The following is a 20,247-nucleotide window of genomic DNA, read 5'->3' as shown; positions in this document are numbered from 1 at the left end:
GATGGCAAGTACATCAGTCTCGAGTCTCATCATGTTCATCGCCGCGATGCTCATCGCGGTGAGCGTCGCCGGGACCATGGTGACCAACGTCGGCGAGGTGAGTAGCTCGATAGACGCCAAGAGTGCGGACGCGGCACAGAAGATAGATACCGAGGTCGACATCATCTCCGACCCCGGCAGTACCGCGGTGTACGACGACGGCTCGGACACCATCACGCTCCTGGTGAAGAACACCGGGAACCAGCGGCTGCCGAACGAGACGAGCAACGTCGACGTGCTCGTCGATGGGCAGTACGTGTCCGATGGCGACCGCACGCTGACCGTCATCGACGGCAGCGAGTGGCGGCCGGGCAACGTCGCACAGCTCGACCTGGACCGGAGCCTCGCAAGCGGGGCGCACCGCGTCGTCATCATCGTGAACGGCGACGAAGAGGTGTTCGAATTCTACGTATGAACGACTACTACTCGCTCGGACTGACCGACACTGACCGCGTCAACCACGCTTTCGGCGGCGGCATCCCCGAAGGCAGCATCGTCCTCGTCGAGGGCGTCGACGGTGCCGGAAAATCGGTGCTGAGCCAGCGGATCGCGTACGGTGTCGCGTCCGAAGACGCCTACGTCGGCTACGTCTCGACGGAACTCACGGCGGGTGAGTTCATCCGGCAGATGCACTCGCTGTCGTACGACGTGGTCGACCACCTGCTGTCGGGGAAGGTGCTGTTCCTCACTGCGGACGTGGACACGCACCGCAACGGCGACCGCCGGGAGCTGCTCTCCCGGCTGACCCAGCCCAGCCTGCTGTGGCAGGGCGACGTCATCATCGTCGACGCCTTCAGCGCGTTCTTGCGCAACGACCCGACGTTCGACGCCATCACCGGCGTCGGCGACGAGGACCACAAGATGGAGAGCGTCCTCACCTACCTGCAGGGCATGACCAAGAAGGGGAAGTCGGTCGTGTTGACCGTCGACCCCGAGGCCGTCACGGAGAAGGCGCTGTTGCCCATCCGGAGCGTCGCGGACGTGTTCTTGCAGATCGAGACCGAGACCGTGGGACAGGCCATCAGACGGACCATCCGGGTGCGCCGGTTCACCAACATGCGGGACCCGGTCGACGACACCATCGGCTTCAACGTCCAGCAGGGTCGTGGGATGACCGTCGTGAACCGGACGGTGGCCTGAGATGGCGGAGTACGGCACCACCAGGATGTCCACGGACCTGCGCCAGCAGGCCGAACAGCATCTGCACCTGATGGACCACCTCCAGGAGTTCGGCGCGGAGTTCGGGGAGTACCCGACGCTGGTCGACGACCCCGGCGACTACAAATCGGACCGACCGAACGTCTGCTACCAGGTGTCCGACGACGTGTTCGTCCACGTCTTCGGCGATCTCGGTATCGACACCACCTACTACTGCATCGAACCGACGCTCTCGGAGCAACAGCGCGAGCTGTACGCGCAGGTCCGCCAGCGCATCCTCGACCGGTCGGTGACCCGGCCAGCGCCCTCGGAGAACGACGAGTTCGAGAAGCACCTCGACAGTCTCCTGAACGAGGTCGTCTCGGTCGGCGGCGCGATTCGTGGCATCGGCGGTACCCTCGGCGGGAACATCACCGTCGACCAGCAGACGTACCACTCGCTTCGCTACCACCTGCAGCGCGACATCGTCGGCCTCGGCCCGCTCGACCCCGTCATGCAGGACCCGGAGAACGAGGACATCCACGTCATCGGCCCGCACCAGTGCGACATCGACCACGGGACCTACGGGATGGTCGGCACGAACATCGACTTCGGCTCACTGGAGGCGTTCCAGAACTGGATCCGCAACATGGGCGAACGGATGGACACGCCGGTGTCTGACTCCCACCCCATCATCGACTCGACGCTCCCGGACGGGTCGCGTGTCAACATCATCTTCTCCGACGACGTCTCGGTGAAAGGCCCGTCGCTCACCATCCGGCAGGGCGAGGAGATTCCGCTCTCCATCTTCCAGATCACGAAGTGGGGAACCCTGAGTCCCGAACTCAGCGCGTACCTCTGGCTCTGCCTGGAGAACGAGCAGACGGTGTTCGTCGTCGGCGAGACGGCGTCGGGGAAGACGACGACGCTCAACGCGAGCCTTTCGTTCATCCCGAACGACTCGAAGATATACACCGCCGAGGACACCGCCGAGGTGAAGCCGCCACAGGAGACCTGGCAGCAACTCCTCACGCGTGAGGGCTCGGGCGACGACGGCGCGGACGTCGACATGTTCGACCTCGTCGCGGCCGCGCTGCGCTCGCGCCCCGACTACATCATCGTCGGGGAGGTCCGTGGGGCGGAGGGCCAGATGGCGTTCCAGGCGGCCCAGACCGGCCACCCCGTGATGCTCACGTTCCACGCCTCAGACATCGTCTCGATGATCCAGCGGTTCACCGGTGCGCCCATCAACGTCCCCGAGACGTTCATGGACAACTGCGACGTGGCGCTGTTCCAGAACCGCGTCAAGCAGGGCGACAAGGTGTTGCGCCGGGTCACGTCGGTCCAGGAGATAGAGGGCTACTCCGACTACGAGGGCGGCGTCGTCACGCGACAGGCGTTCAACTGGGACCCCCGCGAGGACAACGTCGACTTCACCGGCCGGAACAACTCCTACGTGCTCGAAGAGCAGATCGCGTCACTCCTCGGCTACCAGGACACCCGGCTCATCTACGACGAACTCGACAAGCGCGCCGAACTCATCCGGCGCGCGATGGACGCGGACATCCTCGGCTACCACGAGGTGAACGAGTTCATCGCCGACTTCCAGCGCGACGGGATGGAGGGTATCCCCATCCGGACCGCCGACCTCGGCGCGACCATCTGACCATGTCAACCGCGACCCCACAGCCCGGCGACGTGAACGCCCTCATCTCCTCCATCCAGGAGGCCTACCGGCGGATGGAGATGCCGGTTCGGACGTACCTGCTCATCATCGTCCTGCCGTCGTTCGTGTTCGCGGTCGGGACCATCGCCATCACGGTCGCGCTGTCGCTCTCGCTGACCGTCGGCGGCCCGCTCGTCCTGCTCGGGCTGTTCTCCGTGGTCGCGGCACTGCTGTATCCGAAAGCGGTCCAGGACAGACAGCGCAAGCAGATTCGCCAGCGCTTTCACCTGTTCTTGACCCACATCACCGTCCTCTCGATGACGAACATCAATCGCGTCGAGATATTCCGGACCCTCGCCGAGGAGGACGAGTACCAGGCGCTCGCGGAGGAGATGGGCTACCTCGTCGCGCTGGTCGACACGTGGAACCAGAGCCTCGACGACGCCTGCCGGATGCGTGCCCGGCAGGTGAACTCCCCCCTGCTCTCTGACTTCCTCGAACGCCTCGCGTACACCATCGGCGGCGGCCAGCAGATCTCGGAGTTCCTCATCGACGAACAGGAGAGCATCATCCAGCAGTTCGTCATCCGGTACGAGGCGGACCTGAACAAACTGGACGTGATGAAAGAGCTCTACCTGTCGATGATGCTGTCGACGGCGTTCGTCCTCGTGTTCGCCATCGTCCTGCCCGTCCTCGTGGGGGTGAACCCGACGCTCGCGGTCGGGGCGGTCATCGGGATGTTCGTCATCGTGCAGGCCGGGTTCGTCTACGCCATCCACACCATCTCGCCGTACGACCCGGTGTGGTACATCCAGGAGACTGCCGGCGACTACCCGCTCAAGCGTGCCATGCCCGCGATGGTGGTCGGTGGTGGCCTCTCCATCGTCTGCTTCGCCGTCGTCGGCGGTATCTTGCTCGGCTACCTGCCCATCGAGAGCGACGTCCTCCCGTTGCCCATCATGGCGGCCATCCCGGTGACGCCCCTGCTCATCCCGGGCTGGCTCGTCCGACGCGAGGAGAAGAAGGTCCAGGACCGCGACAGCGAGTTCCCGAGTTTCATCCGGGCGCTCGGGGCGGTCGAGTCGGTCAAGCAGACCTCGACCGGGAACGTCCTCGAGACCCTTCGCAAGAAGGACTTCGGCTCGCTCACCAAGAACATCGACAACCTGTACAAGCGCCTGAACATCCGTATCGACTCGACGCGGTCGTGGGCCCTCTTCGCCGCCGAGACCGGCTCGTACCTCATCCAGAAGTTCGGCGACATGTACGTCGAAGGCCGCCGGATGGGTGGGGACCCGAAGATGCTCGGGCAGGTCATCTCCCGAAACCTGGGGGAGGTTCTGAAGGTGCGCGAACAGCGCCAGCAGGCGACCACGACCCTCATCGGGGTCCTGTACGGTCTCACCGCCGCCTCGGTGTTCTCCTTCTTCGTCGGGCTGGAGGTCGTCGAGTTGCTGATGCAGATAACCGAGGACATGAACCTGAGCGCGAGCCAGATGAGCTTCCTGCTGTCGACGAAGCAGTACGACGTGCAGATGATCGAGTTCCTGCTCATCCTGACCATCGTTCTCAATGCGGTGCTCTCGTCCATCATGATCCGGGTGACCGACCGTGGCCACATGCTGAGTGGGTACGTCCACTTCGTGGCGCTGACCTGGACCGGCGCGCTCACCGCCGAGCTGACCCGCTACGTCGTCGACGCGCTCATCTCCGTGTGAGCTGCCGAGAGCGCGACACAGCCCGCGACTCAGGGCTCGATATGGCAAGAGCTTTTATACGGATATGGGCCGAGGATTCCAGTAGGAGACACGGATGTCACTGCACACCGAGAAACCGTATCTGCGGTCGATGCCCAGCACTCCGGCGGCCATGGAGGCCACCATGGAGTGGGCTCGCTACCTCGGTGAGACGTTCGGGACCAGCGGGGCGCTCAACTGCCTGCGCTACTACGAACACCTCGGCTGGATCAGTTCGACCGTCCGGGACGCGATGGTGACGTACATCCGCGGGCTGTCGCTGGCAGAGATCCACAACAAGAAGTACGACGAACCGGCGACACTGGAGTACCCCCTGGAGACGCTCTCGGGGACACCCTTCGGGACCCACGCCCGGTCGCTCAAGTACATCGCCAGGATGGCAGAGGACGACCTCGAAGAGCACCTGATGCTCGCCCGGCTCGCGGAACGGCGGGTCGAGAAGAACCTCGACGACCAGGAACCCGCTCGACAGGAGATAATCAAAGCCATTGGCGACGACTGACGGGCAATAAAATAGTTCTGATACGTTGTGCGGGCATCAGCAGTACCGACAGAAATCACCAATTCTGAATTTTAGAGTTTCGAGTACCTGAGACTGTAATTTACTGCATTTCCCGACTAGCGAATTCCAGCGCCCCTCGGCCAGTACACTTATGTCATAGAATGTTGGTTGGCCGATTGACTTATTGCAGAGGACTCCTAGCATCTATTCAGTATCTGGACGCGGCACGAGGCTTCTGGTGGAGGCCCCCTACGTCCGTTCGGAGAAGGCCAAAAGGTGACGACAATATGTACGACGATTCCGATTCCCAGTCGGTGTTCAGCGACCTCACGGCAGCTGCCACCGGCGACGATAGTGGCGAGGAACAGTACGAACTGACCATCGGGTCCGCCCACAAAGTCGACGACAAATCCGTCGAGCGAGAACTCGACGAGATGCTCGACTCGGTCGAGAAAGCGCTCCCGACCGACCACGCGGACTTCGAGGAGACGATCATCAAGGAGAACCTCGACGAGATCTTGCTCATGCTCATCTCCCTTCGCGGGGAGACCCACGGCAAGGAGCTCATCTCGGACCTCACGCGCCTGTTCGACGCCCAGCTGAGCCCGGGGACGGTCTACCCCAGCCTGCACCAGCTCGAAGAGGAAGACACGCTTCGCATGCACAAGAAGGTCCGCACCAAGGAGTACTCTATCGAGGACGAACACCAGGTCCGCGTGACCGTCGAACGCACCATGCTCCAGCACCTCGCGTTCGGCTATCTGCTCTACTCGTTCCTCCCCCGGCTCTAATCTTCGATATCTTCCGCGATAGACGCGAGACTGTCACTCGGCTTCTCCAGTGCGGTGTAGAACGCGCGGTCTCCCGGGGCCCGGACGCCGTACTGGAACGCGTCTTCGATGATGTCGACCAGCACCGACCCGCCAGCGCTGCGGTTGTGCTTCGAACACCACTCGGCGAGTCGGTCATCCCCACTCTTCTCGCGGGCGGCCGACGGCGTGTCGAAGACACCGGCGATGACCAGCCCGTCGCTCGTCAGGTGCGATTCGATGCGGGCGTGGCGCTCTTTCCCATCGAGCATCATCCGGACGACCTCGCCCTCGGGGAACTTCTCGGCCTCCTCGGCCGGGAGTTCGATTCTGAGTCTGTCCGTCGCTCCGTGTTTCTGTAGCTTCGCTCGCACCGTCGGCACTGAGTCGGAAGAAACGCGATCAGCCATACGTACCAATGGACCGTCACCGCTGGAATACCTGTCGCTCGTCGGGGAAGGGCGCGAAAGAAGTGTCGTGGGCCGCGAGCGCGCGCCGAGGGAGTGACCCTCAGGAGACCTACGACGCGCTCGGGACGGACCCGTCTGGTGGTCTTACTCTTCGTCTGCGTCTTCGTCCTCGTCCTCGTCATCGCCGCCTTCGAGGCCGAGGAGCTCCGGGACACTCTTGTCGCCGACGGAGACGACCTTCGTGTTGACCTGGCTGGTCTCGTCGGAGACGACGCGACCGCGGAGGGTCAGGCGCTTGCGCTGGCCCGGACGGTCCGGCTTGTAGCCGACGGAGCGCTCCTTCATCAGGACCTCCTTGAGGTTCGGACCGGCGATGTCGGCGCGCATCGGTCGACCGGCGGTGTCGGAGCCGCCCGTGATCTCGAGCGTGCAGCCGTCGAGGCCGACGGCACCGCCGTCGACTTCGTCACCGATCTCCTTGTTGATGAATCGGTTGGCGTCCTGTTCCTCTGCTTCGAGCTGGTGTGTCGCGCCCGTCTCGGGGTCCGCAACGACGACGTTGAAACTCGCCATAGTGCTCCCAACTCGTTCACCGTCGTTCAAAACTCCGTCGAAACCACCCCGAAAGGTAAGTCACCCGCCGCCGAACCAGCGACCATGCAACCCGGCCGACTCGAGCTCCGGCTCGAACGCGAGTTCGGCGGACAGGCCCACGTCGTCGTGCGCGAGGCAGTGGACCTCCACGACTCCGGACAGTACCGGCGGGATGCGGGCCACGAGCTCACGTCGGACGTCATCGTGGACAACCTCCGCGACGCCCCGGAGGGTGACGTCGTCGAGCGCTGGAACTGGTGGCTCGGGTCGCTCGCGCTGGCGTACGGCGACCAGTACGAGTACTTCACGGTCAGGCGGAACCAGCGCGAGAACGGGACGTTCTAGAACCGACGAAGGGAAACACGTCGAGAGGATAGACGGAGACAGATGCAGCTACGGTTCCTCGGCGGCGCGGGCGAGATCGGTCGGAGTGCCATCCTCGTCGACGATTCGCTCTTGCTCGACTTCGGGATGGCCTCGGGCAACCCCCCGCAGTACCCCGTCGAGCAGCCGACGCCCGATGCCGTGGTCGTGAGCCACGGCCACCTCGACCACGTCGGCACCATCCCGGCCCTGCTGTCGGGCAACGAGCGGCCCCCGGTCCACTGGACGCCGCCGACCGCCGAACTGACGCAGGTCCTCGGGCGGGACACGCTCAAACTCAACGGTGGGACCTACGACTGCCCGTTCACCGAGGCCGAACTGAAGCGACTCACCCAGGTCTCTCGCACCCACGCCTACGGCGTCCCGTTCGAGGCCGCGGGCTACGAGGTGACGTTCTTCAACGCGGGCCACATCCCCGGCAGCGCCCACGTCCTCGTCGACGACGGCGAGACACGACTGCTGTACTCGGGCGACTTCCACACCGAGAACCAGCGCCTGCTCGCCGGCTCCCGGGACCGTCCCGACGCCGACATGGTCATCACGGAGGCGACCTACGCCGACACCTACCGCGACCCCCGGCCCGACATCGAGCAGCGCTTCGCCGAGAGCCTGAAGACGACCATCTGGGAGGGCGGTACCGTCGTCGTCCCCGCCTTCGGCATCGGCCGCACCCAGGAGATAATGTGCGTCTGCGCCGCCCACGACATCGGCTGCTACGTCGACGGGATGGGCAAGCACGTCACCGAGATATTCCGCCGGTATCCCAGCTTCCTGCGCGACCCCGACGAGCTGAAACGGGCCAGCGGCCACGCCCGGTTCGTCACCGGCCGCGATGGGCAGCGAAAGCGTATCGCGAAGCAGAACACGGTCATCATCACGACCTCGGGGATGCTTCACGGCGGCCCCGCGATGACCTACGTCCCCGAGATCCGGGACCACCCGGTGAACAAGATCGCCTTCACCGGCTATCAGGTCGAGGGCACGCCGGGCCACCAGGCGCTCGAACACGGCCGGGCGGAGATAGATGGCCGGGTGATGCCGATATCCGCACAGACCGAACAGTACGACTTCTCGGCCCACGCCGACGCGAACGCCCTGCGGGAGTTCCTGGATTCCTACCGGGACACGCCCATCCTCGTGAACCACGGCGACGACTGCGCCGGGTTCGCTGCGGAGTTACGCGAGGAGGGATTCGAGGCGGCCGCGCCCGAGTTGGGTACGACCGTCGAGCTCTGAACCCGTCCGCTACACCTCGACCTGCAACTCGAAGTGGTACCAGGCCCCCCGGTAGCTCGCGACCGCCCGGGGATGAGAACCCGGGTGCCCGTCACTCCGCGAGGAACCGCCGAATCGGTGCAATCTGTGTCTCGTCGTTCAATCCCGGCGGGTGGCCACAGTCGAGTTCGAGCAGTTCCATCCCCGGTCGTCGTTCCAGCATCTCCTCGACGGTCTCCTCGTGCAGGATGTCGGACTCGCGGCCCCAGACGACGAACACGGGACAGTCCAGCGCTTCCCAGTTCGCCCACGCCTCGGCGTCGGACTCGTCGTTGCGCAGCAACGGGGCGACGATGCGCTCGTCGTAATCACGGGTGAACCGCCCGTCGTCGCGTCGCCGCATACTGGTCAGGGTGAACCGTCGCCACTGGGCGTCCGTCTTCGGGTTCGCGGTCGCGTAGGTCTCGCGGTACCAGGCTTCGAGTTCCGAGACGGTGTCACAGACCGGTGGGTTCGTCAGGTAGTCCACGATGCGCTCGACGCCGTCCTCGGAGTGTGTGAGGACCGGCCCGATATCGTTGCAGACGAGGTGCGTGATTCGGTCGCGGAGCGGGCCGGCAGCGAGTGGAATCCCCAGCAGGCCGCCCATGGAGGTGCCGACGTAGCGGAACTCCTCGAGGTCGAGCGCGTCGCAGAAGCCGAGGACGGTCTCCCGGAGGCCAGCCTTCGCGTACTCGGTGTCGGGGTCGTCGGCCCACTCGCTGAGCCCGCGGCCGGGCATGTCCGGGCAGATGACGCGGTACTCGTCGGCGAGCTCGCGGGCGAGCGGGTCGAAGTCCCGCCCGTTGCGGGAGAGACCGTGGACGCAGAGGACGACTGGGTCGTCGGGGTCCCCCCACGCCGAATAGTGAATCTCGGTGTCGGCGACCGTGACGAACTGGTCGGTTCGTGTCATGTGTACACGACCCGCAGTGTGGTAGTATAAATCGGGAGGCTAACGCGAGGGCAGCCGGACTACCGCCAACCCAACCTACACCTGTCCTGCCGCAGAATCCCTCCCCATGGAGTACACACGACTCGGCGACACCGGCCTGGAGGTCTCACGCCTCTGTCTCGGCTGCATGAACTTCGGCAGCAGTCAGCCGTGGATGACCCACGACCGCGAGCAGTCCCTCGACGTCATCGACCGCGCCAGGGAGCACGGCATCAACTTCTTCGATACGGCCAATATCTACTCGACGGGCGAGAGCGAGGAGATTCTCGGCGAGGCCATCGAGGAGTACGACCGCTCCGAACTCGCCATCGCGACGAAGGTGTACTTCCCGATGCGCGACGGCCCGAACGGCGGCGGCCTCTCGCGAAAGCACGTCCTCGACCAGGCGCAGGCGAGCCTCGACCGGCTGGGCACCGACTACATCGACCTCTACCAGATCCACCGCTGGGACGATGACACACCCATCACGGAGACGCTCTCGGCGCTCGACCACCTCGTCGACGAGGGCGTCGTCAGGTACGTCGGCGCGAGTTCGATGCCGGCCTGGAAGTTCACGAAGGCGCTGTACGAGGCCGACGTGGAGAACTACGAGCGCTTCGTCTCGATGCAGTGCGAGTACAACCTGGTCGACCGCCACGAGGAGGCGAACGTCCTCCCAGCCTGTCGCGACCAGGGTATCGGCGTCATCCCGTGGTCGCCCCTCGCCGGCGGGTTCCTCTCGGGCAAGTACGAGCGCGGCGAGAAGCCCGAGGAGGGCCGCGCCGCGACCGACGAGTACACGCGAGAGCGCTTCACCGAGGACGGCTGGGCCGTGCTCGACGTGGTACGGGAACTCGCGGACGAGAAGGACGCGACCCCGACGCAGGTCAGCCTCGCGTGGCTGTTGCACAAGGAACTCGTCGACGCCCCCATCGTCGGCCCGAAGTCGGTCGACCACCTCGACGAGGACGTGGGCGCACTGGACGTGGACCTGACCGACGAGGAGATGGAGCGCCTCGAAGCGCCCATCACGCCCGTCTGGAACCGCGAAATCGGTGACGTATGAGCTTCGACCGGTCACAGGTGTCGACGGTCACGTTCGACTCCTACAGCACGCTGGTGGACGTGGATGCGGCCGAGAACGCCCTCGCCGCCCGCGTCGAGGACCCGGAACCGGTCTCCAGATTGTGGCGCGCCCGGTCGCTCGAATACACCTTCGTCGGCAACCACGTCGACGTGTACAAGCCGTTCTACGAGGTGAACCGCGACGCGCTCCAGTACGCACTGGACGCCCACGGTGTCGAGGTCTCCGAGAACGAACGCGAGGAGATACTGGCGGTGTACCACGAACTGGACGTGTTCGACGACGTTCGCGACGGCATCGAACGCCTGCGAGACGCCGGCTACGACACCTACGTCGTCTCGAACGGGAACCCGGAGATGCTGGCGTCGATGGTCGAACACGCCGCCATCGGTGACCTGCTCGACGGCGTCGTCAGCGCCCACGAGGTGGAAGTGTTCAAACCCGATGCCGAACTGTACCGCCACGCCGCGGGCCGCACCGGCACGCCTATCGACGAGATCGCCCACGTCACCGCGGCCTGGTTCGACGTACTGGGCGCACAACACGCCGGGATGCAGGGTGTCTGGGTGAACCGGAAGGACGACCCGTGGGAACCCTTCGGCGACGACCCGGACCTCACGGTCGACGGCTTCGAGGAACTGGTCGCGAGGCTCGAATAGCGACGAATCGCGAGGGGGTCAGGGGTACAGCCGGTAGAAGCGGTTGTGCTCGTGTTCGATGGGCAGTACCTCGACCCGGTCGAACCCGGCTTCCTCGGCGTACCACCGCAGGGTCTCCGTGCGCATGACCGCGCCGGTCTCGGCCGACGGCTGGTCGGCCATCCCGACCGGGAGACAGTGGAGCATGCTCCAGCCGTAGGTGAGCCAGTCGTACTCCAGTTCGTCGCCGAAGCCGTCGCCGACCCGGCGGTCCATCACGAGGACGGTCCCGTAGTCGCCGGCGAGGTCACGCATCGCGGAGAGCGCACCGATCGGATCCGCGAATTCGTGGATGCACTCGAACGCGAGGACGAGGTCGTAGTGGTCGTCGGTGCGCAGACTGGCCGCGTCCGCCTGCTGGACGTCGACCCGGTCGACCAGGCCGAACTCGGCGACGTGGCGACTGGCCGACTCGACCGCGGCCTCGTCGGTGTCGAAGGCGTCGACGTGGACCGTCGGGTACGTGTCCGCGACGCCGATACCGGCGAAGCCGTGGCCACAGCACACATCTGCGACTCGCGCGTTCTCCAGCTGGAGGGTGGCGTCCACGTCGGGCATCGAGGGGATCCACTCGCGCCCGAGCAGGTCGAGGTAGGCCGTGCGGTTCAGCCGCCCCTGGCCCTCGCGGTAGTCGTCGCCGTACGCCTCGCGTGGGACGCCCTCGCCCGTCCGGAAGGCGTCCACGACGGCCGATATCGGGCTCGCGGCACCGACGAACAGCTGGGCGAACGGTGCCATGAAGCGCTCGCTCTCCAGGTCGGTGAGTATCTCGACGTGGGCCGGGGGGAGGGCGTACCGGCGGTCTTCGGCCGGTTTCGCCGGGTCGTCGACGGTGATGATGCCGGAGACCGTCTGTTGTTCGCACCACTCGCGGACGTACCGCTCGTGGGTGGCTGTCTCGGCCGCCAGGTCGGCCGCCGTGAGGGGGGTGTCACCGGCGAGGGCGTGGTAGAACCCGAGGGTGTCGCCGATGTAGATGGCGTAAACGTCGAACGCGCCGGCGAGGGCTCCGACGAGCCGCTCTGCGAACGCGTCGCGCTCCGCATCTGTGGCCAGGGTTGCCATAGGCGTACAGAGGTAGCCCGAGACACTAAACGGTCGTGTCCGGCCACAAGACAACTCTCATCCGGGTATTACGGCCGATTGAGGCGTTCGACGACGGCGTCGGCAAGCGCCCCTGCAGCGGCCGGCTGATGCTCGAAACCGAGCGACGGGGCGATGAGGTCGAGGGTGAAGACGGTGAACGTGTCGTCCACCTCGATACCGTCGACACGGGCGTACAGGGGCGTCTCCCCCAGTTCGGCCGTCGCCGCATCGACGACCGCCGTTCCGGCTTCCCTGGTCGCCGGGGTCGGTGTCTCCAGGGCCGTCGTCCCCCCGAGATGTTCCTGTGGGCGGAAATCGCCCGCGGCCGGCCGTTTCGACAGGGCGTGTGTGTACTCGCCGTCGGCGAACAGCAGCGACCACTGCCCATCGTGAACCTCGGGGACGAACCGCTGGACGAGGATGTCCTCGTGGGCCCGCAGGCGCTCGTAGCGCTCCTGGTGTGAGTCCGCCCGGGCCCGGTCGGTCCGCCAGACGTGGTCAGCGCCCGCGCTGACGGCCGGTTTGACGACGGCTTCGCGCCAGTCGTTGTCGTCGAGGACCGTCTCCAGCGAGCGGGTGTCCGTCCCGGAGACGTAGGCCGTCGAGACCGTCTCGACCCCGCGGCCCGCGAGGTCACGCAGGTAGAACTGGTGGCTGTTCCAGCAGATCGCCGAGGGCGAGTTCCAGAGCGTCGTCTCCGCCGAGACACGGGTGACCCAGTCCTCGAACTCGCCGATCCGTGTGTGGTAGTCCCAGCAGGACCTGACGAGGACGGCGTCGAAGGCGGCCCAGTCGACGCCGTCGTCGGTCCAGACGGCCGGGTCGACGGTCACGTCGTGCTCGCGAAGTGCAGCCGCGAGCTGTCGGTCGTCGTCGGTCAGGTCGGCAGACTCGGCGCTGGTTGCGAAGGCGACGTGGGACATCTGGTCCGACAATGAGACGAAATGAGATAACTCGACCGGTGAAATCGCCCCCGGCGGTCGGGCATCCCCGGACGTGAGCGGGGGGAGCCGACAGACCAGCAGAAGAATATATTTTTTCAGACAAGTATTTCAGCAGTGATTTCGAACGTCGAGACGAACTGGCCGCAGGTCCACCAAGTACGATGCACGACAACGGTCCCTCCACGACTCGACGTAGCGTTCTGAGCCGGCTCGCGGCGACCAGCCTCGTTCCCGTCGCCTCGGTATTCCCGAACACGGGTGCGTCACGCACTGCAAGCGTCTTCTCCAGCCGCGACAGTGTGACAGGAGCGACGCGAGCCGTCCGGTCGTACGACCAGCACCTTAGCCTGGCCGAACTCGACGAACGGCGTCGTGTCACCCTCGAAGCCGCCGGCGCAGACGACGGGCGGGTGACTGCACAGGCTCGGCCGTCGCTCGACGGACCGCAACGAATCACCGCCCACGTCATCGACACGGTCGCGGCCGGCCACCTGCGCGAGTTCGTCGGAATCGCAGGAAGCCCCGGCGACGCCGTACGGACACACGACGAGGCGAGGCAGTTCTGGAACCGAACGGACACCGAAACCGAGAGCTCCCCGGACGACTGGGCACGGCTCGACACGGCGGTCACCTACCTGCGGGAACCCTTCGGGAAACTGCACGTCCAGTACCGGGCTGCCCAGGAGAACGGCTGGTTCGGCCTCAAACAGTCACAGACGCTCATTCCGGGCGTCAACGCCCACGGGTGGGACAGCGACGCGGAAGCCGTCTCGCTCACGGTCACACACGACTACGGGGAGTACGACCGACACGAGCGAGCCGACCCCCTCGTGGTGGTCCAGGATTACGAACCCCGGTCGGCCGAGTCCCTCCGGCTCGACGGTGACACCGATTCGGCGGTGTACCGGTGGACGACCCCGCCACTACCGAGAGATGTGCGCGGCCACACGGTGGCCTACGAGGTCGGGTCCTCGGCGACCCACGACCGCCCAGATTGCGCCGAGGACATCGTCGACGTCGGCCAGTGGGCGACCTTCAGAGACCCGGCGGCCGGGGAGGCGAGAATCGGTGGCGAGTGGGTGCTGTCGGTCGGCGGGGCATGTGGACACAGCCCGTATCAGTAGGGGGAACTGTCTTTGCCTCCTCGTGAGAGGAACTAGATATGACAGACCCGTTCGTCGTCGTGGGCGGTGACGCGGCCGGCCTCAGCGCCGCGAGCAAGTGCAAACGCGAGGACCCCGACCGCGAGGTCGTCGTCTTCGAGAAGGGGTCGTGGGTGTCCTACGCCCACTGCGGGACGCCGTACTTCGTGAAGGGCGAGGTCGAATCGCTCGACCGGCTGCTGTCGCTCTCCCCGGAGGACGTCGCCGACCGGGGCATCGACCTGAAACGCCACCACGAGGTGCTGTCGGTCGACACCGACGCACAGACCGTGACGGTTCGCGGGAGCCACGACGAGACGTTCGAACAGCCCTACGGCGACCTGCTCGTCGCGACCGGGGCACACGCCGTCACGAGCCCCATCGACGGCGCGGACTGCGAGGGCGCGTTCACCATGCACGGGCTGGATTCGGCGGCCCGGACGCGGGCCTTCCTGCTCGACCCCGAAACCGACGCCGTCGCCGACATCGGTGGCGCGCCGTACGTCGACGAGGCCGAGGTCAACCACTACGGCACCATGGAACCACCCGAGTCCGTCGCCATCGTCGGCGGGGGCTACGTCGGCATCGAGATGGCGGAGGCGTTCTCGGCACACGACCTCGACGTCCACCTGTTCCAGCGCAGCGAGCACGTCCTGAAACCGTTCGGCGAGGCCGTGGCCGACCGTGTCGAGGACCACCTCCGCGAGCAGGGCGTCACCCTGCACATGCAGAGCGAGGTCGGGGGAATCAGGAGCGACAGCGAGGGGACCGTCGAGGCCATCGCCTTCGACGGGAAGTCCATCGCCGTGGAGATGGCGCTGGTCGGTATCGGCATCCGGCCCAATACGAGCATCATCGAGGACACGCCAGTCGCCATCGGAGACTCCGGCGCCATCGCGGTCGACGACTACGGCCGGACGAACGTCGAGCGCGTCTACGCCGCCGGCGACGTGGCCGAGATGCGCCACGCCGTCACGGGCGACCCCGACTGGGTGCCCCTCGGCCTCACCGCGAACCGGGCCGGACGCGCCATCGGCCAGACCGTCGCAGGTGGCCCCAACGACCTCGAACCCGTCGGCGACATCGCCGGCACCGCCGTCGTGAAGGCGTTCGACCTGGAGTGCGGCCGGACCGGCATCACGGACGCAGAGACGGCCCGCGAGCACGGCTTCGACCCGGTCTCGGAGACCATCACCTCGCGCTCGCGGTCGGGCTACTACCCCGGCGGGGCCGAGACGACCGTCACCCTGGTCGCCGACCGCGACTCGAAACGGCTCCTCGGCGGGACCATCGTCGGCGCGGACCGGGCCGCCATCCGCATCGACGTGCTCGCGATGGCGCTGGAGCAGGACACGACGGTCCCCGAACTCGAACGGACGGACCTCGCGTACGCCCCGCCGTTCGCGCCCGTGTGGGACCCCATCCTGACCGCGGCGAAGGTGCTGAACGGGAGCCTGTAGCCCGGTCCTGGGACCTGCTTAACACCCTCCAGTGCGTATTGACTCCCAGATGGCGACGATTGCCGAGTTCACGTTCGAGGCCGGGACGCTCCCGTTCGGGAACGTCTTCGACGTGCTGCCCGACGCGACCATCGAACTGGAGCGAGTCGTCCCGACGCAGGACGTACTGGTCCCCTACTTCTGGGTCCGCGGCGCGTCCGGCGACGACGTAGCGCGCCTGTTCACGACCGACCCGCCGGTCCCGAACGTCGAACTCATCGACACCGTCGATGGTCAAACGCTCATGCGCGCGGAGTGGAACCCCACCTCGCGCCAGGGCGTGTTGAACGGCATCTTCGAGTCGGACCTGTCGCTCCTCTCCGCGACCGGGACGGCCGAGGGCTGGGTGCTCGAGGTCCGGGCCGACGACCACGAGACCATCACCGACTTCCAGACCTACCTCACCGAACAGCAGATTCCGGTCCGGCTGACCGGCATCCACGCGCTCGCGGCGGTCGACAACGAGGCGCGAGCACTGACCGAGACCCAGCGCGAGGCCCTCCTGCTGGCGTACGAGCGGGGGTACTACGCGTCTCCCAGAGAGGTGACACTCGAAGAGATCGCCGGTGAACTCGGAATATCGCGACAGGCACTCGCCTCGCGGCTCCGTCGTGGCACCAATCGACTCATCGAGATGGCACTCGAACGAGAGCTGTGAATCCCGGCACCACTTATAAAGGTATTGCATAGTCAACAGCCACTCCTGATTGCGCGGTGCGCCATACGATGAGTAGACAAGTATGGGCGAAACAACTGACCGGAACACCGAGGGCGGGGCGGTCGATGGTCTCGCCCGGCGGACGATTCCAGTGCTGCACGTCGACGACGACCCACAGCTCGTCTCGCTCGTCTCGACGTTCCTGGAGCGCACAAGCGACCGTCTCGAGGTGACCTCTGCGACCAGTGCCGAGGAGGGGCTGGAACTGCTTCGCGATGGGACCTTCGAGTGCGTCGTCAGCGACTACCAGATGCCGGAGATGAACGGGCTGGCGTTCCTGGCGGCGGTCCGTGACACCTCGCCCGACCTCCCGTTCATCCTGTTCACCGGGAAGGGCTCAGAGGAGATCGCGAGCGATGCCATCACCGCCGGCGTCACCGACTACCTCCAGAAACGCGGCGGAACCGACCAGTACACCCTCCTCGCGAACCGCATCGAGAACGTCGTCCACCAGTACCGGTCACAGCGCGCCCTCGTCGAGCGCGAGGAACGCTACCGGAAGCTGACCGAGACCGCCCCCTTCGCCATCCACACCGTCGACACCGAGGGCGTCATCCAGTTCACCAACCCGGCCGTCGAGCAGGTGTTCGGGTACACCGACGCCGAACTCGTCGGCGAGTCGTTGCTGAAACTCATCCCCGAAGCCGAACAGTCCGCGTATCGAACGGTGTTCGACCGGTTCGCTGCGGCGAAGACGACCGACGAGGAACCGACCGTCTGGGACGAGATGGCGATTGCGGGGCGACACGCCGACGGCCGCGACCTCGACCTCGACGTCTCCTCGTTCGCGTTCGAACACGACGGGAACGTCCGGCTCACGTTCATCTTCGAGGACGTGACCGAGAGGACCCACCGGGAGCGCGAGTTCCGCAGCGTCTTCGACCGGGCGTTCGACGCGATGGTCATCGCGAACGACGACGGGACCTACGTCGACGTCAACCCCGCCGCCTGCGAGCTGTTCGGCCTCCCCGAGGCCGAGCTCGTGGGGCGCTCCATCGACGAGTTCGCCTCCCCCGAGTACGACTTCGAGGCGGCCTGGTCCGAGTTCCGGGCGACGGAGCGGTCCCGGGGCACCTTCGACCTCGTCCGCGACGATGGCGGCCGTCGAACCGTCGAGTTCGCCTCCACGTGCGACATCGTCCCGGGCAAGCACCTCGCCGTCCTCCGGGAGGTCTCCCGCACCGGGACGGGCTCGTAGCCTGCTGGTCGCGCTCGAAGGCTACTGGTCGCGGTCGAGCGTCGCCCGGACGCCGAAGTCGTACTCGACGCCCGTCAGCTCCTCCGAGGCGTCCCAGAGCCGCTCTGCGGTCGCCACGTCGTACGACCGGTCGCTGGAACGCTGCTTCTCGGGATAGCCCCGCATGTCCATGAGTCCGCCCGGCCCGATGTACTCGCCACCGGCCACGTCGTAGGCGGTCGCGGCGTACAGCATCGGCAGCGCCCCCTTCGCGGCCGACTGCGCCAGCACCGCGTTGGCGGCCTTCATCATCCAGAGTCGCAGGGTCGAGCCCGATTGCTCTGGGCCGCGGCGCTGGAGGTTCGTCGCCGCGTAGCCCGGATGGCACACCACGCTGAGGACGTTCTCTATCTCGGCCTCGTCGAGCAGCCGGTCGAACTCGTAGGCGAAGAGGACGTTCGCCAGCTTGCTCTGGGCGTAGGCGTCCCACTCGTCGTAGGACTGCTCGCCGTGGAGGTCCTCGAAGTCCATCTCGCCGCGCTCGTGCAGGCCGCTGGACTGCGTGACCACGCGCGTCTCGCCCTCGGTCTGGTGGAGCGTGTCGAGCAGGTGCCCCGTCAGCGCGAAGTGTCCGAGGTGGTTCACACCGAACTGCATCTCGAAGCCGTCCTGTGTTTCCTGTCTGGGGATGGCCATCACGCCCGCGTTGTTGCAGAGGACGTGGAGTTCGTCGTAGTCCTCTTCGAACGCCTCCGCGAAGACCCGGACTGATTCGAGGGAGGCGAGGTCGCACTCGCGCACGTCGAGGTCCGCGTTCGGGACCGACTGCTGGATTTTCTTGACCGCCTGCTCGCCCTTCTCGACGCTCCGACAGGCCAGCACGACCGTCGCCCCCTTCTCCGCGAACGCCTTCGTGACCTCGAAGCCGAGGCCGCTGTTCGCGCCGGTGACGATGACGGTCTTCCCCCGCTGGTCGGGCATGTCGGCCAGGGTCCACTTGCTCATGTTGTCTCCTGCTAGGGACTGGAGGTTGAAGGTCGTACTGCTGGGGGAAGCGCTGTCATGGGGTGTGGGCAGTGGTGCTGGTTGCGCGACCGTGGGTGGTTCCGTGACGGTGAGTCGGTCCCCTATCTGGTTCGACTAGCAGGTGACTCGCGCTGGTGGCAATGGAAACCGCCCCGCACAGCACCGCAACACCGCAACCACACCACAGCCACCCCAGCCGATTGCGTCCCCAGAAATCAGAGATTTCTGGTGTGCTCGTTCCATTCCACTTCGCTTCACTCCACTGCGCTTCTCATCCACTGCGAGAGCACGCTCTCGCAAGCTGCGGGCGAGTGCTCCACACTCGCAGCATCCCACGAGTCACTGATTCGTGAGGACCTCGCACGTAAACTCGCGAGGACCTCGCGCGAAGCCGCCTCGCGGCTTTCGGCACGCTCGGCCGCACGCGCCGGATTCCTGGTTCTGCACCCACCGCCCGGTTCCCAATCCCAGACACCCGCAAAACAGACACCTTTCACGCCAGAACCCGACGTCCTACCCACACCTATGCCAGTTCAGAATCAGGCGGACACCTTCGACATCGGCGGCGAGTACACGGTCAAGCGCCTCGGCTTCGGCGCGATGCGGCTCACGGGCGAGGAGATCCTCGGGAGCCCGGCAGACGAGGAGTACGCACACGAGGTCCTCCAGCACGCGGTCGACCTCGGTGTGGACCTCATCGACACCGCGGACTCCTACGGCCCGGGGGTCTCCGAGCGCCTCATCGCCGAGGCGCTGGACACGACACGGGACGACCTGGTCGTGGCGACGAAGGGCGGTCTCTTGCGGAATCACGACGGCGAGTGGCTGCCGTTGGGCGACCCGGACTATCTGAGAAACGCGCATCTCTGCAGCCTCGACCGCCTCGGCGTCGAGAGCATCGACCTGTACCAGTACCACCGACCCGACCCGGACACCGACTTCGAAGCGTCGATACAGGCCCTCGCGGAACTGCAGGACGACGGCCTCATCGACCACGTCGGCGTGAGCAACGTCACGGTCGAGCAACTCGACACGGCCCGCGAACTCGTGGACGTGGCGACCGTCCAGAACCGCTACAACGTCGCCTACCGCGACGACGAGGACGTGTTGCAGGCGTGTGAGGAGTACGGCATCGGCTTCATCCCGTGGTACCCGCTAGCGGCGGGCGACCTCGATTCGGTTGGCGAGGCCATCGACGACGTGGCCCAGGCCCACGACGCCTCGCGCCAGCAGATCGCGCTGGCGTGGCTGCTCCACCACTCCGACGTGACCCTCCCGATTCCGGGCACGTCGAGCATCGAGCACCTGGAGGAGAACGTCGCGGCGTCAGCCATCGACCTGACCGACGACGAGCAGGCGCGGCTCACCGCCGCCGGCCAGTAGGGAC

Annotated in this window: 21 protein-coding genes; 15 read left to right on the top strand and 6 right to left on the bottom strand. The window is 66.0% G+C overall.

Annotated features, from left to right (window positions below; genetic code table 11):
- Position 1: 1 nt before the first annotated feature.
- The 6 genes from arlG (at position 2) to ACSC1S_RS00175 (ending at position 5,892) form a co-directional block, all read left to right on the top strand.
- Positions 2-454: an archaellum stator protein ArlG gene (gene arlG, locus ACSC1S_RS00200; protein WP_435316819.1), complete on the top strand. Its 453-nt coding sequence runs from the start codon at positions 2-4 to the stop codon at positions 452-454.
- A complete protein-coding gene (gene arlH, locus ACSC1S_RS00195) occupies positions 451-1,179 on the top strand; it encodes an archaellum protein ArlH (RefSeq protein ID WP_435362653.1) in 729 nt (242 codons plus the stop codon). Before arlG ends, arlH begins: the two co-directional genes overlap by 4 nt.
- A 1-nt stretch (position 1,180) precedes the next feature.
- The gene (flaI, locus tag ACSC1S_RS00190) at positions 1,181-2,842 is read left to right on the top strand and encodes an archaellum flagellar ATPase motor FlaI (RefSeq protein ID WP_435362652.1); all 1,662 of its coding nucleotides are present in this window, start codon (positions 1,181-1,183) and stop codon (positions 2,840-2,842) included.
- Between the two features lie 2 nt (positions 2,843-2,844).
- Positions 2,845-4,560 (top strand): archaellar assembly protein ArlJ/FlaJ, encoded by a 1,716-nt coding sequence (gene arlJ, locus ACSC1S_RS00185; RefSeq protein WP_435362651.1) that lies wholly within the window; start codon positions 2,845-2,847, stop codon positions 4,558-4,560.
- 94 nt (positions 4,561-4,654) lie between these two features.
- Positions 4,655-5,101 carry a FlaD/FlaE family flagellar protein gene (locus tag ACSC1S_RS00180; RefSeq protein WP_435362650.1) on the top strand — a complete coding sequence of 149 codons (447 nt, stop codon included), beginning with the start codon at positions 4,655-4,657 and terminating at the stop codon, positions 5,099-5,101.
- 287 nt (positions 5,102-5,388) lie between these two features.
- Complete coding sequence (locus tag ACSC1S_RS00175; RefSeq protein ID WP_261649597.1) at positions 5,389-5,892, top strand: PadR family transcriptional regulator; 504 nt, start codon at positions 5,389-5,391, stop codon at positions 5,890-5,892.
- Here ACSC1S_RS00175 and ACSC1S_RS00170 read toward each other — a convergent pair.
- Positions 5,889-6,320, bottom strand: coding sequence for a DUF7112 family protein (locus ACSC1S_RS00170; RefSeq protein WP_435362649.1), 432 nt, complete (start codon positions 6,318-6,320; stop codon positions 5,889-5,891). The genes ACSC1S_RS00175 and ACSC1S_RS00170 overlap by 4 nt on opposite strands.
- Positions 6,321-6,464: 144 nt before the next feature.
- Positions 6,465-6,893, bottom strand: coding sequence for a 30S ribosomal protein S6e (locus tag ACSC1S_RS00165; RefSeq protein WP_435362648.1), 429 nt, complete (start codon positions 6,891-6,893; stop codon positions 6,465-6,467).
- On the opposite strand from ACSC1S_RS00165, the gene ACSC1S_RS00160 reads away from it, so the two are divergent.
- Positions 6,843-7,259 carry a WNWW family protein gene (locus ACSC1S_RS00160; protein WP_492766629.1) on the top strand — a complete coding sequence of 139 codons (417 nt, stop codon included), beginning with the start codon at positions 6,843-6,845 and terminating at the stop codon, positions 7,257-7,259. The genes ACSC1S_RS00165 and ACSC1S_RS00160 overlap by 51 nt on opposite strands.
- Positions 7,260-7,301: 42 nt before the next feature.
- Positions 7,302-8,534 carry an MBL fold metallo-hydrolase gene (locus ACSC1S_RS00155; protein ID WP_435362646.1) on the top strand — a complete coding sequence of 411 codons (1,233 nt, stop codon included), beginning with the start codon at positions 7,302-7,304 and terminating at the stop codon, positions 8,532-8,534.
- Positions 8,535-8,625: 91 nt separating this feature from the next.
- Here the strand turns inward: ACSC1S_RS00155 and ACSC1S_RS00150 are convergent, their stop codons facing one another.
- Positions 8,626-9,468, bottom strand: coding sequence for an alpha/beta fold hydrolase (locus ACSC1S_RS00150; protein ID WP_435362645.1), 843 nt, complete (start codon positions 9,466-9,468; stop codon positions 8,626-8,628).
- Positions 9,469-9,574: 106 nt separating this feature from the next.
- Between ACSC1S_RS00150 and ACSC1S_RS00145 the strand changes: the two genes are divergently transcribed.
- Both ACSC1S_RS00145 and ACSC1S_RS00140 read left to right on the top strand, forming a co-directional pair.
- Positions 9,575-10,552: an aldo/keto reductase gene (locus ACSC1S_RS00145; protein ID WP_435362644.1), complete on the top strand. Its 978-nt coding sequence runs from the start codon at positions 9,575-9,577 to the stop codon at positions 10,550-10,552.
- The gene (locus tag ACSC1S_RS00140; RefSeq protein ID WP_435362643.1) at positions 10,549-11,229 is read left to right on the top strand and encodes a haloacid dehalogenase type II; all 681 of its coding nucleotides are present in this window, start codon (positions 10,549-10,551) and stop codon (positions 11,227-11,229) included. The genes ACSC1S_RS00145 and ACSC1S_RS00140 overlap by 4 nt, the downstream gene beginning before the upstream one ends.
- Positions 11,230-11,247: 18 nt before the next feature.
- Here the strand turns inward: ACSC1S_RS00140 and ACSC1S_RS00135 are convergent, their stop codons facing one another.
- Together ACSC1S_RS00135 and ACSC1S_RS00130 are read right to left on the bottom strand one after the other, a co-directional pair.
- Complete coding sequence (locus ACSC1S_RS00135) at positions 11,248-12,333, bottom strand: class I SAM-dependent methyltransferase (protein WP_435362642.1); 1,086 nt, start codon at positions 12,331-12,333, stop codon at positions 11,248-11,250.
- A 68-nt stretch (positions 12,334-12,401) separates the two neighbouring features.
- Positions 12,402-13,277 (bottom strand): ATP-grasp domain-containing protein, encoded by an 876-nt coding sequence (locus ACSC1S_RS00130; RefSeq protein ID WP_435362641.1) that lies wholly within the window; start codon positions 13,275-13,277, stop codon positions 12,402-12,404.
- A gap of 320 nt (positions 13,278-13,597) precedes the next feature.
- On the opposite strand from ACSC1S_RS00130, the gene ACSC1S_RS00125 reads away from it, so the two are divergent.
- The 4 genes from ACSC1S_RS00125 (at position 13,598) to ACSC1S_RS00110 (ending at position 17,855) form a co-directional block, all read left to right on the top strand.
- Complete coding sequence (locus ACSC1S_RS00125) at positions 13,598-14,422, top strand: hypothetical protein (protein ID WP_435362640.1); 825 nt, start codon at positions 13,598-13,600, stop codon at positions 14,420-14,422.
- Between the two features lie 38 nt (positions 14,423-14,460).
- Entirely contained in the window at positions 14,461-15,900 is a 1,440-nt protein-coding gene (locus ACSC1S_RS00120) for an FAD-dependent oxidoreductase (RefSeq protein WP_435362639.1), read from the top strand.
- 49 nt (positions 15,901-15,949) lie between these two features.
- Positions 15,950-16,597: a helix-turn-helix domain-containing protein gene (locus ACSC1S_RS00115; protein WP_435362638.1), complete on the top strand. Its 648-nt coding sequence runs from the start codon at positions 15,950-15,952 to the stop codon at positions 16,595-16,597.
- Positions 16,598-16,679: 82 nt separating this feature from the next.
- Positions 16,680-17,855: a PAS domain S-box protein gene (locus ACSC1S_RS00110; RefSeq protein ID WP_435362637.1), complete on the top strand. Its 1,176-nt coding sequence runs from the start codon at positions 16,680-16,682 to the stop codon at positions 17,853-17,855.
- A 21-nt stretch (positions 17,856-17,876) separates the two neighbouring features.
- Here the strand turns inward: ACSC1S_RS00110 and ACSC1S_RS00105 are convergent, their stop codons facing one another.
- Positions 17,877-18,839, bottom strand: coding sequence for an oxidoreductase (locus ACSC1S_RS00105; RefSeq protein WP_435362636.1), 963 nt, complete (start codon positions 18,837-18,839; stop codon positions 17,877-17,879).
- Positions 18,840-19,385: 546 nt separating this feature from the next.
- Between ACSC1S_RS00105 and ACSC1S_RS00100 the strand changes: the two genes are divergently transcribed.
- Complete coding sequence (locus ACSC1S_RS00100) at positions 19,386-20,243, top strand: aldo/keto reductase (RefSeq protein ID WP_435362635.1); 858 nt, start codon at positions 19,386-19,388, stop codon at positions 20,241-20,243.
- Positions 20,244-20,247: the final 4 nt, after the last annotated feature.

Origin of the sequence: Haloarchaeobius pelagicus (assembly GCF_051207375.1) — an archaeon.
Taxonomy (GTDB): domain Archaea; phylum Halobacteriota; class Halobacteria; order Halobacteriales; family Natrialbaceae; genus Haloarchaeobius.
The sequence above is the reverse complement of the archived record's forward strand: the minus strand, read 5'-3'. Positions and strand labels throughout refer to the sequence as shown.

What these genes read in the sequence shown, in the direction of transcription:
- arlG (WP_435316819.1), top strand. Translation starts at nt 2, where the DNA reads ATGGCAAGTACATCAGTCTCGAGTCTCATCATGTTCATCGCCGCGATG.
- arlH (WP_435362653.1), top strand. Translation starts at nt 451, where the DNA reads ATGAACGACTACTACTCGCTCGGACTGACCGACACTGACCGCGTCAAC.
- flaI (WP_435362652.1), top strand. Translation starts at nt 1,181, where the DNA reads ATGGCGGAGTACGGCACCACCAGGATGTCCACGGACCTGCGCCAGCAG.
- arlJ (WP_435362651.1), top strand. Translation starts at nt 2,845, where the DNA reads ATGTCAACCGCGACCCCACAGCCCGGCGACGTGAACGCCCTCATCTCC.
- ACSC1S_RS00180 (WP_435362650.1), top strand. Translation starts at nt 4,655, where the DNA reads ATGTCACTGCACACCGAGAAACCGTATCTGCGGTCGATGCCCAGCACT.
- ACSC1S_RS00175 (WP_261649597.1), top strand. Translation starts at nt 5,389, where the DNA reads ATGTACGACGATTCCGATTCCCAGTCGGTGTTCAGCGACCTCACGGCA.
- ACSC1S_RS00170 (WP_435362649.1), bottom strand. Translation starts at nt 6,320, where the DNA reads ATGGCTGATCGCGTTTCTTCCGACTCAGTGCCGACGGTGCGAGCGAAG.
- ACSC1S_RS00165 (WP_435362648.1), bottom strand. Translation starts at nt 6,893, where the DNA reads ATGGCGAGTTTCAACGTCGTCGTTGCGGACCCCGAGACGGGCGCGACA.
- ACSC1S_RS00155 (WP_435362646.1), top strand. Translation starts at nt 7,302, where the DNA reads ATGCAGCTACGGTTCCTCGGCGGCGCGGGCGAGATCGGTCGGAGTGCC.
- ACSC1S_RS00150 (WP_435362645.1), bottom strand. Translation starts at nt 9,468, where the DNA reads ATGACACGAACCGACCAGTTCGTCACGGTCGCCGACACCGAGATTCAC.
- ACSC1S_RS00145 (WP_435362644.1), top strand. Translation starts at nt 9,575, where the DNA reads ATGGAGTACACACGACTCGGCGACACCGGCCTGGAGGTCTCACGCCTC.
- ACSC1S_RS00140 (WP_435362643.1), top strand. Translation starts at nt 10,549, where the DNA reads ATGAGCTTCGACCGGTCACAGGTGTCGACGGTCACGTTCGACTCCTAC.
- ACSC1S_RS00135 (WP_435362642.1), bottom strand. Translation starts at nt 12,333, where the DNA reads ATGGCAACCCTGGCCACAGATGCGGAGCGCGACGCGTTCGCAGAGCGG.
- ACSC1S_RS00130 (WP_435362641.1), bottom strand. Translation starts at nt 13,277, where the DNA reads ATGTCCCACGTCGCCTTCGCAACCAGCGCCGAGTCTGCCGACCTGACC.
- ACSC1S_RS00120 (WP_435362639.1), top strand. Translation starts at nt 14,461, where the DNA reads ATGACAGACCCGTTCGTCGTCGTGGGCGGTGACGCGGCCGGCCTCAGC.
- ACSC1S_RS00115 (WP_435362638.1), top strand. Translation starts at nt 15,950, where the DNA reads ATGGCGACGATTGCCGAGTTCACGTTCGAGGCCGGGACGCTCCCGTTC.
- ACSC1S_RS00110 (WP_435362637.1), top strand. Translation starts at nt 16,680, where the DNA reads ATGGGCGAAACAACTGACCGGAACACCGAGGGCGGGGCGGTCGATGGT.
- ACSC1S_RS00105 (WP_435362636.1), bottom strand. Translation starts at nt 18,839, where the DNA reads ATGAGCAAGTGGACCCTGGCCGACATGCCCGACCAGCGGGGGAAGACC.
- ACSC1S_RS00100 (WP_435362635.1), top strand. Translation starts at nt 19,386, where the DNA reads ATGCCAGTTCAGAATCAGGCGGACACCTTCGACATCGGCGGCGAGTAC.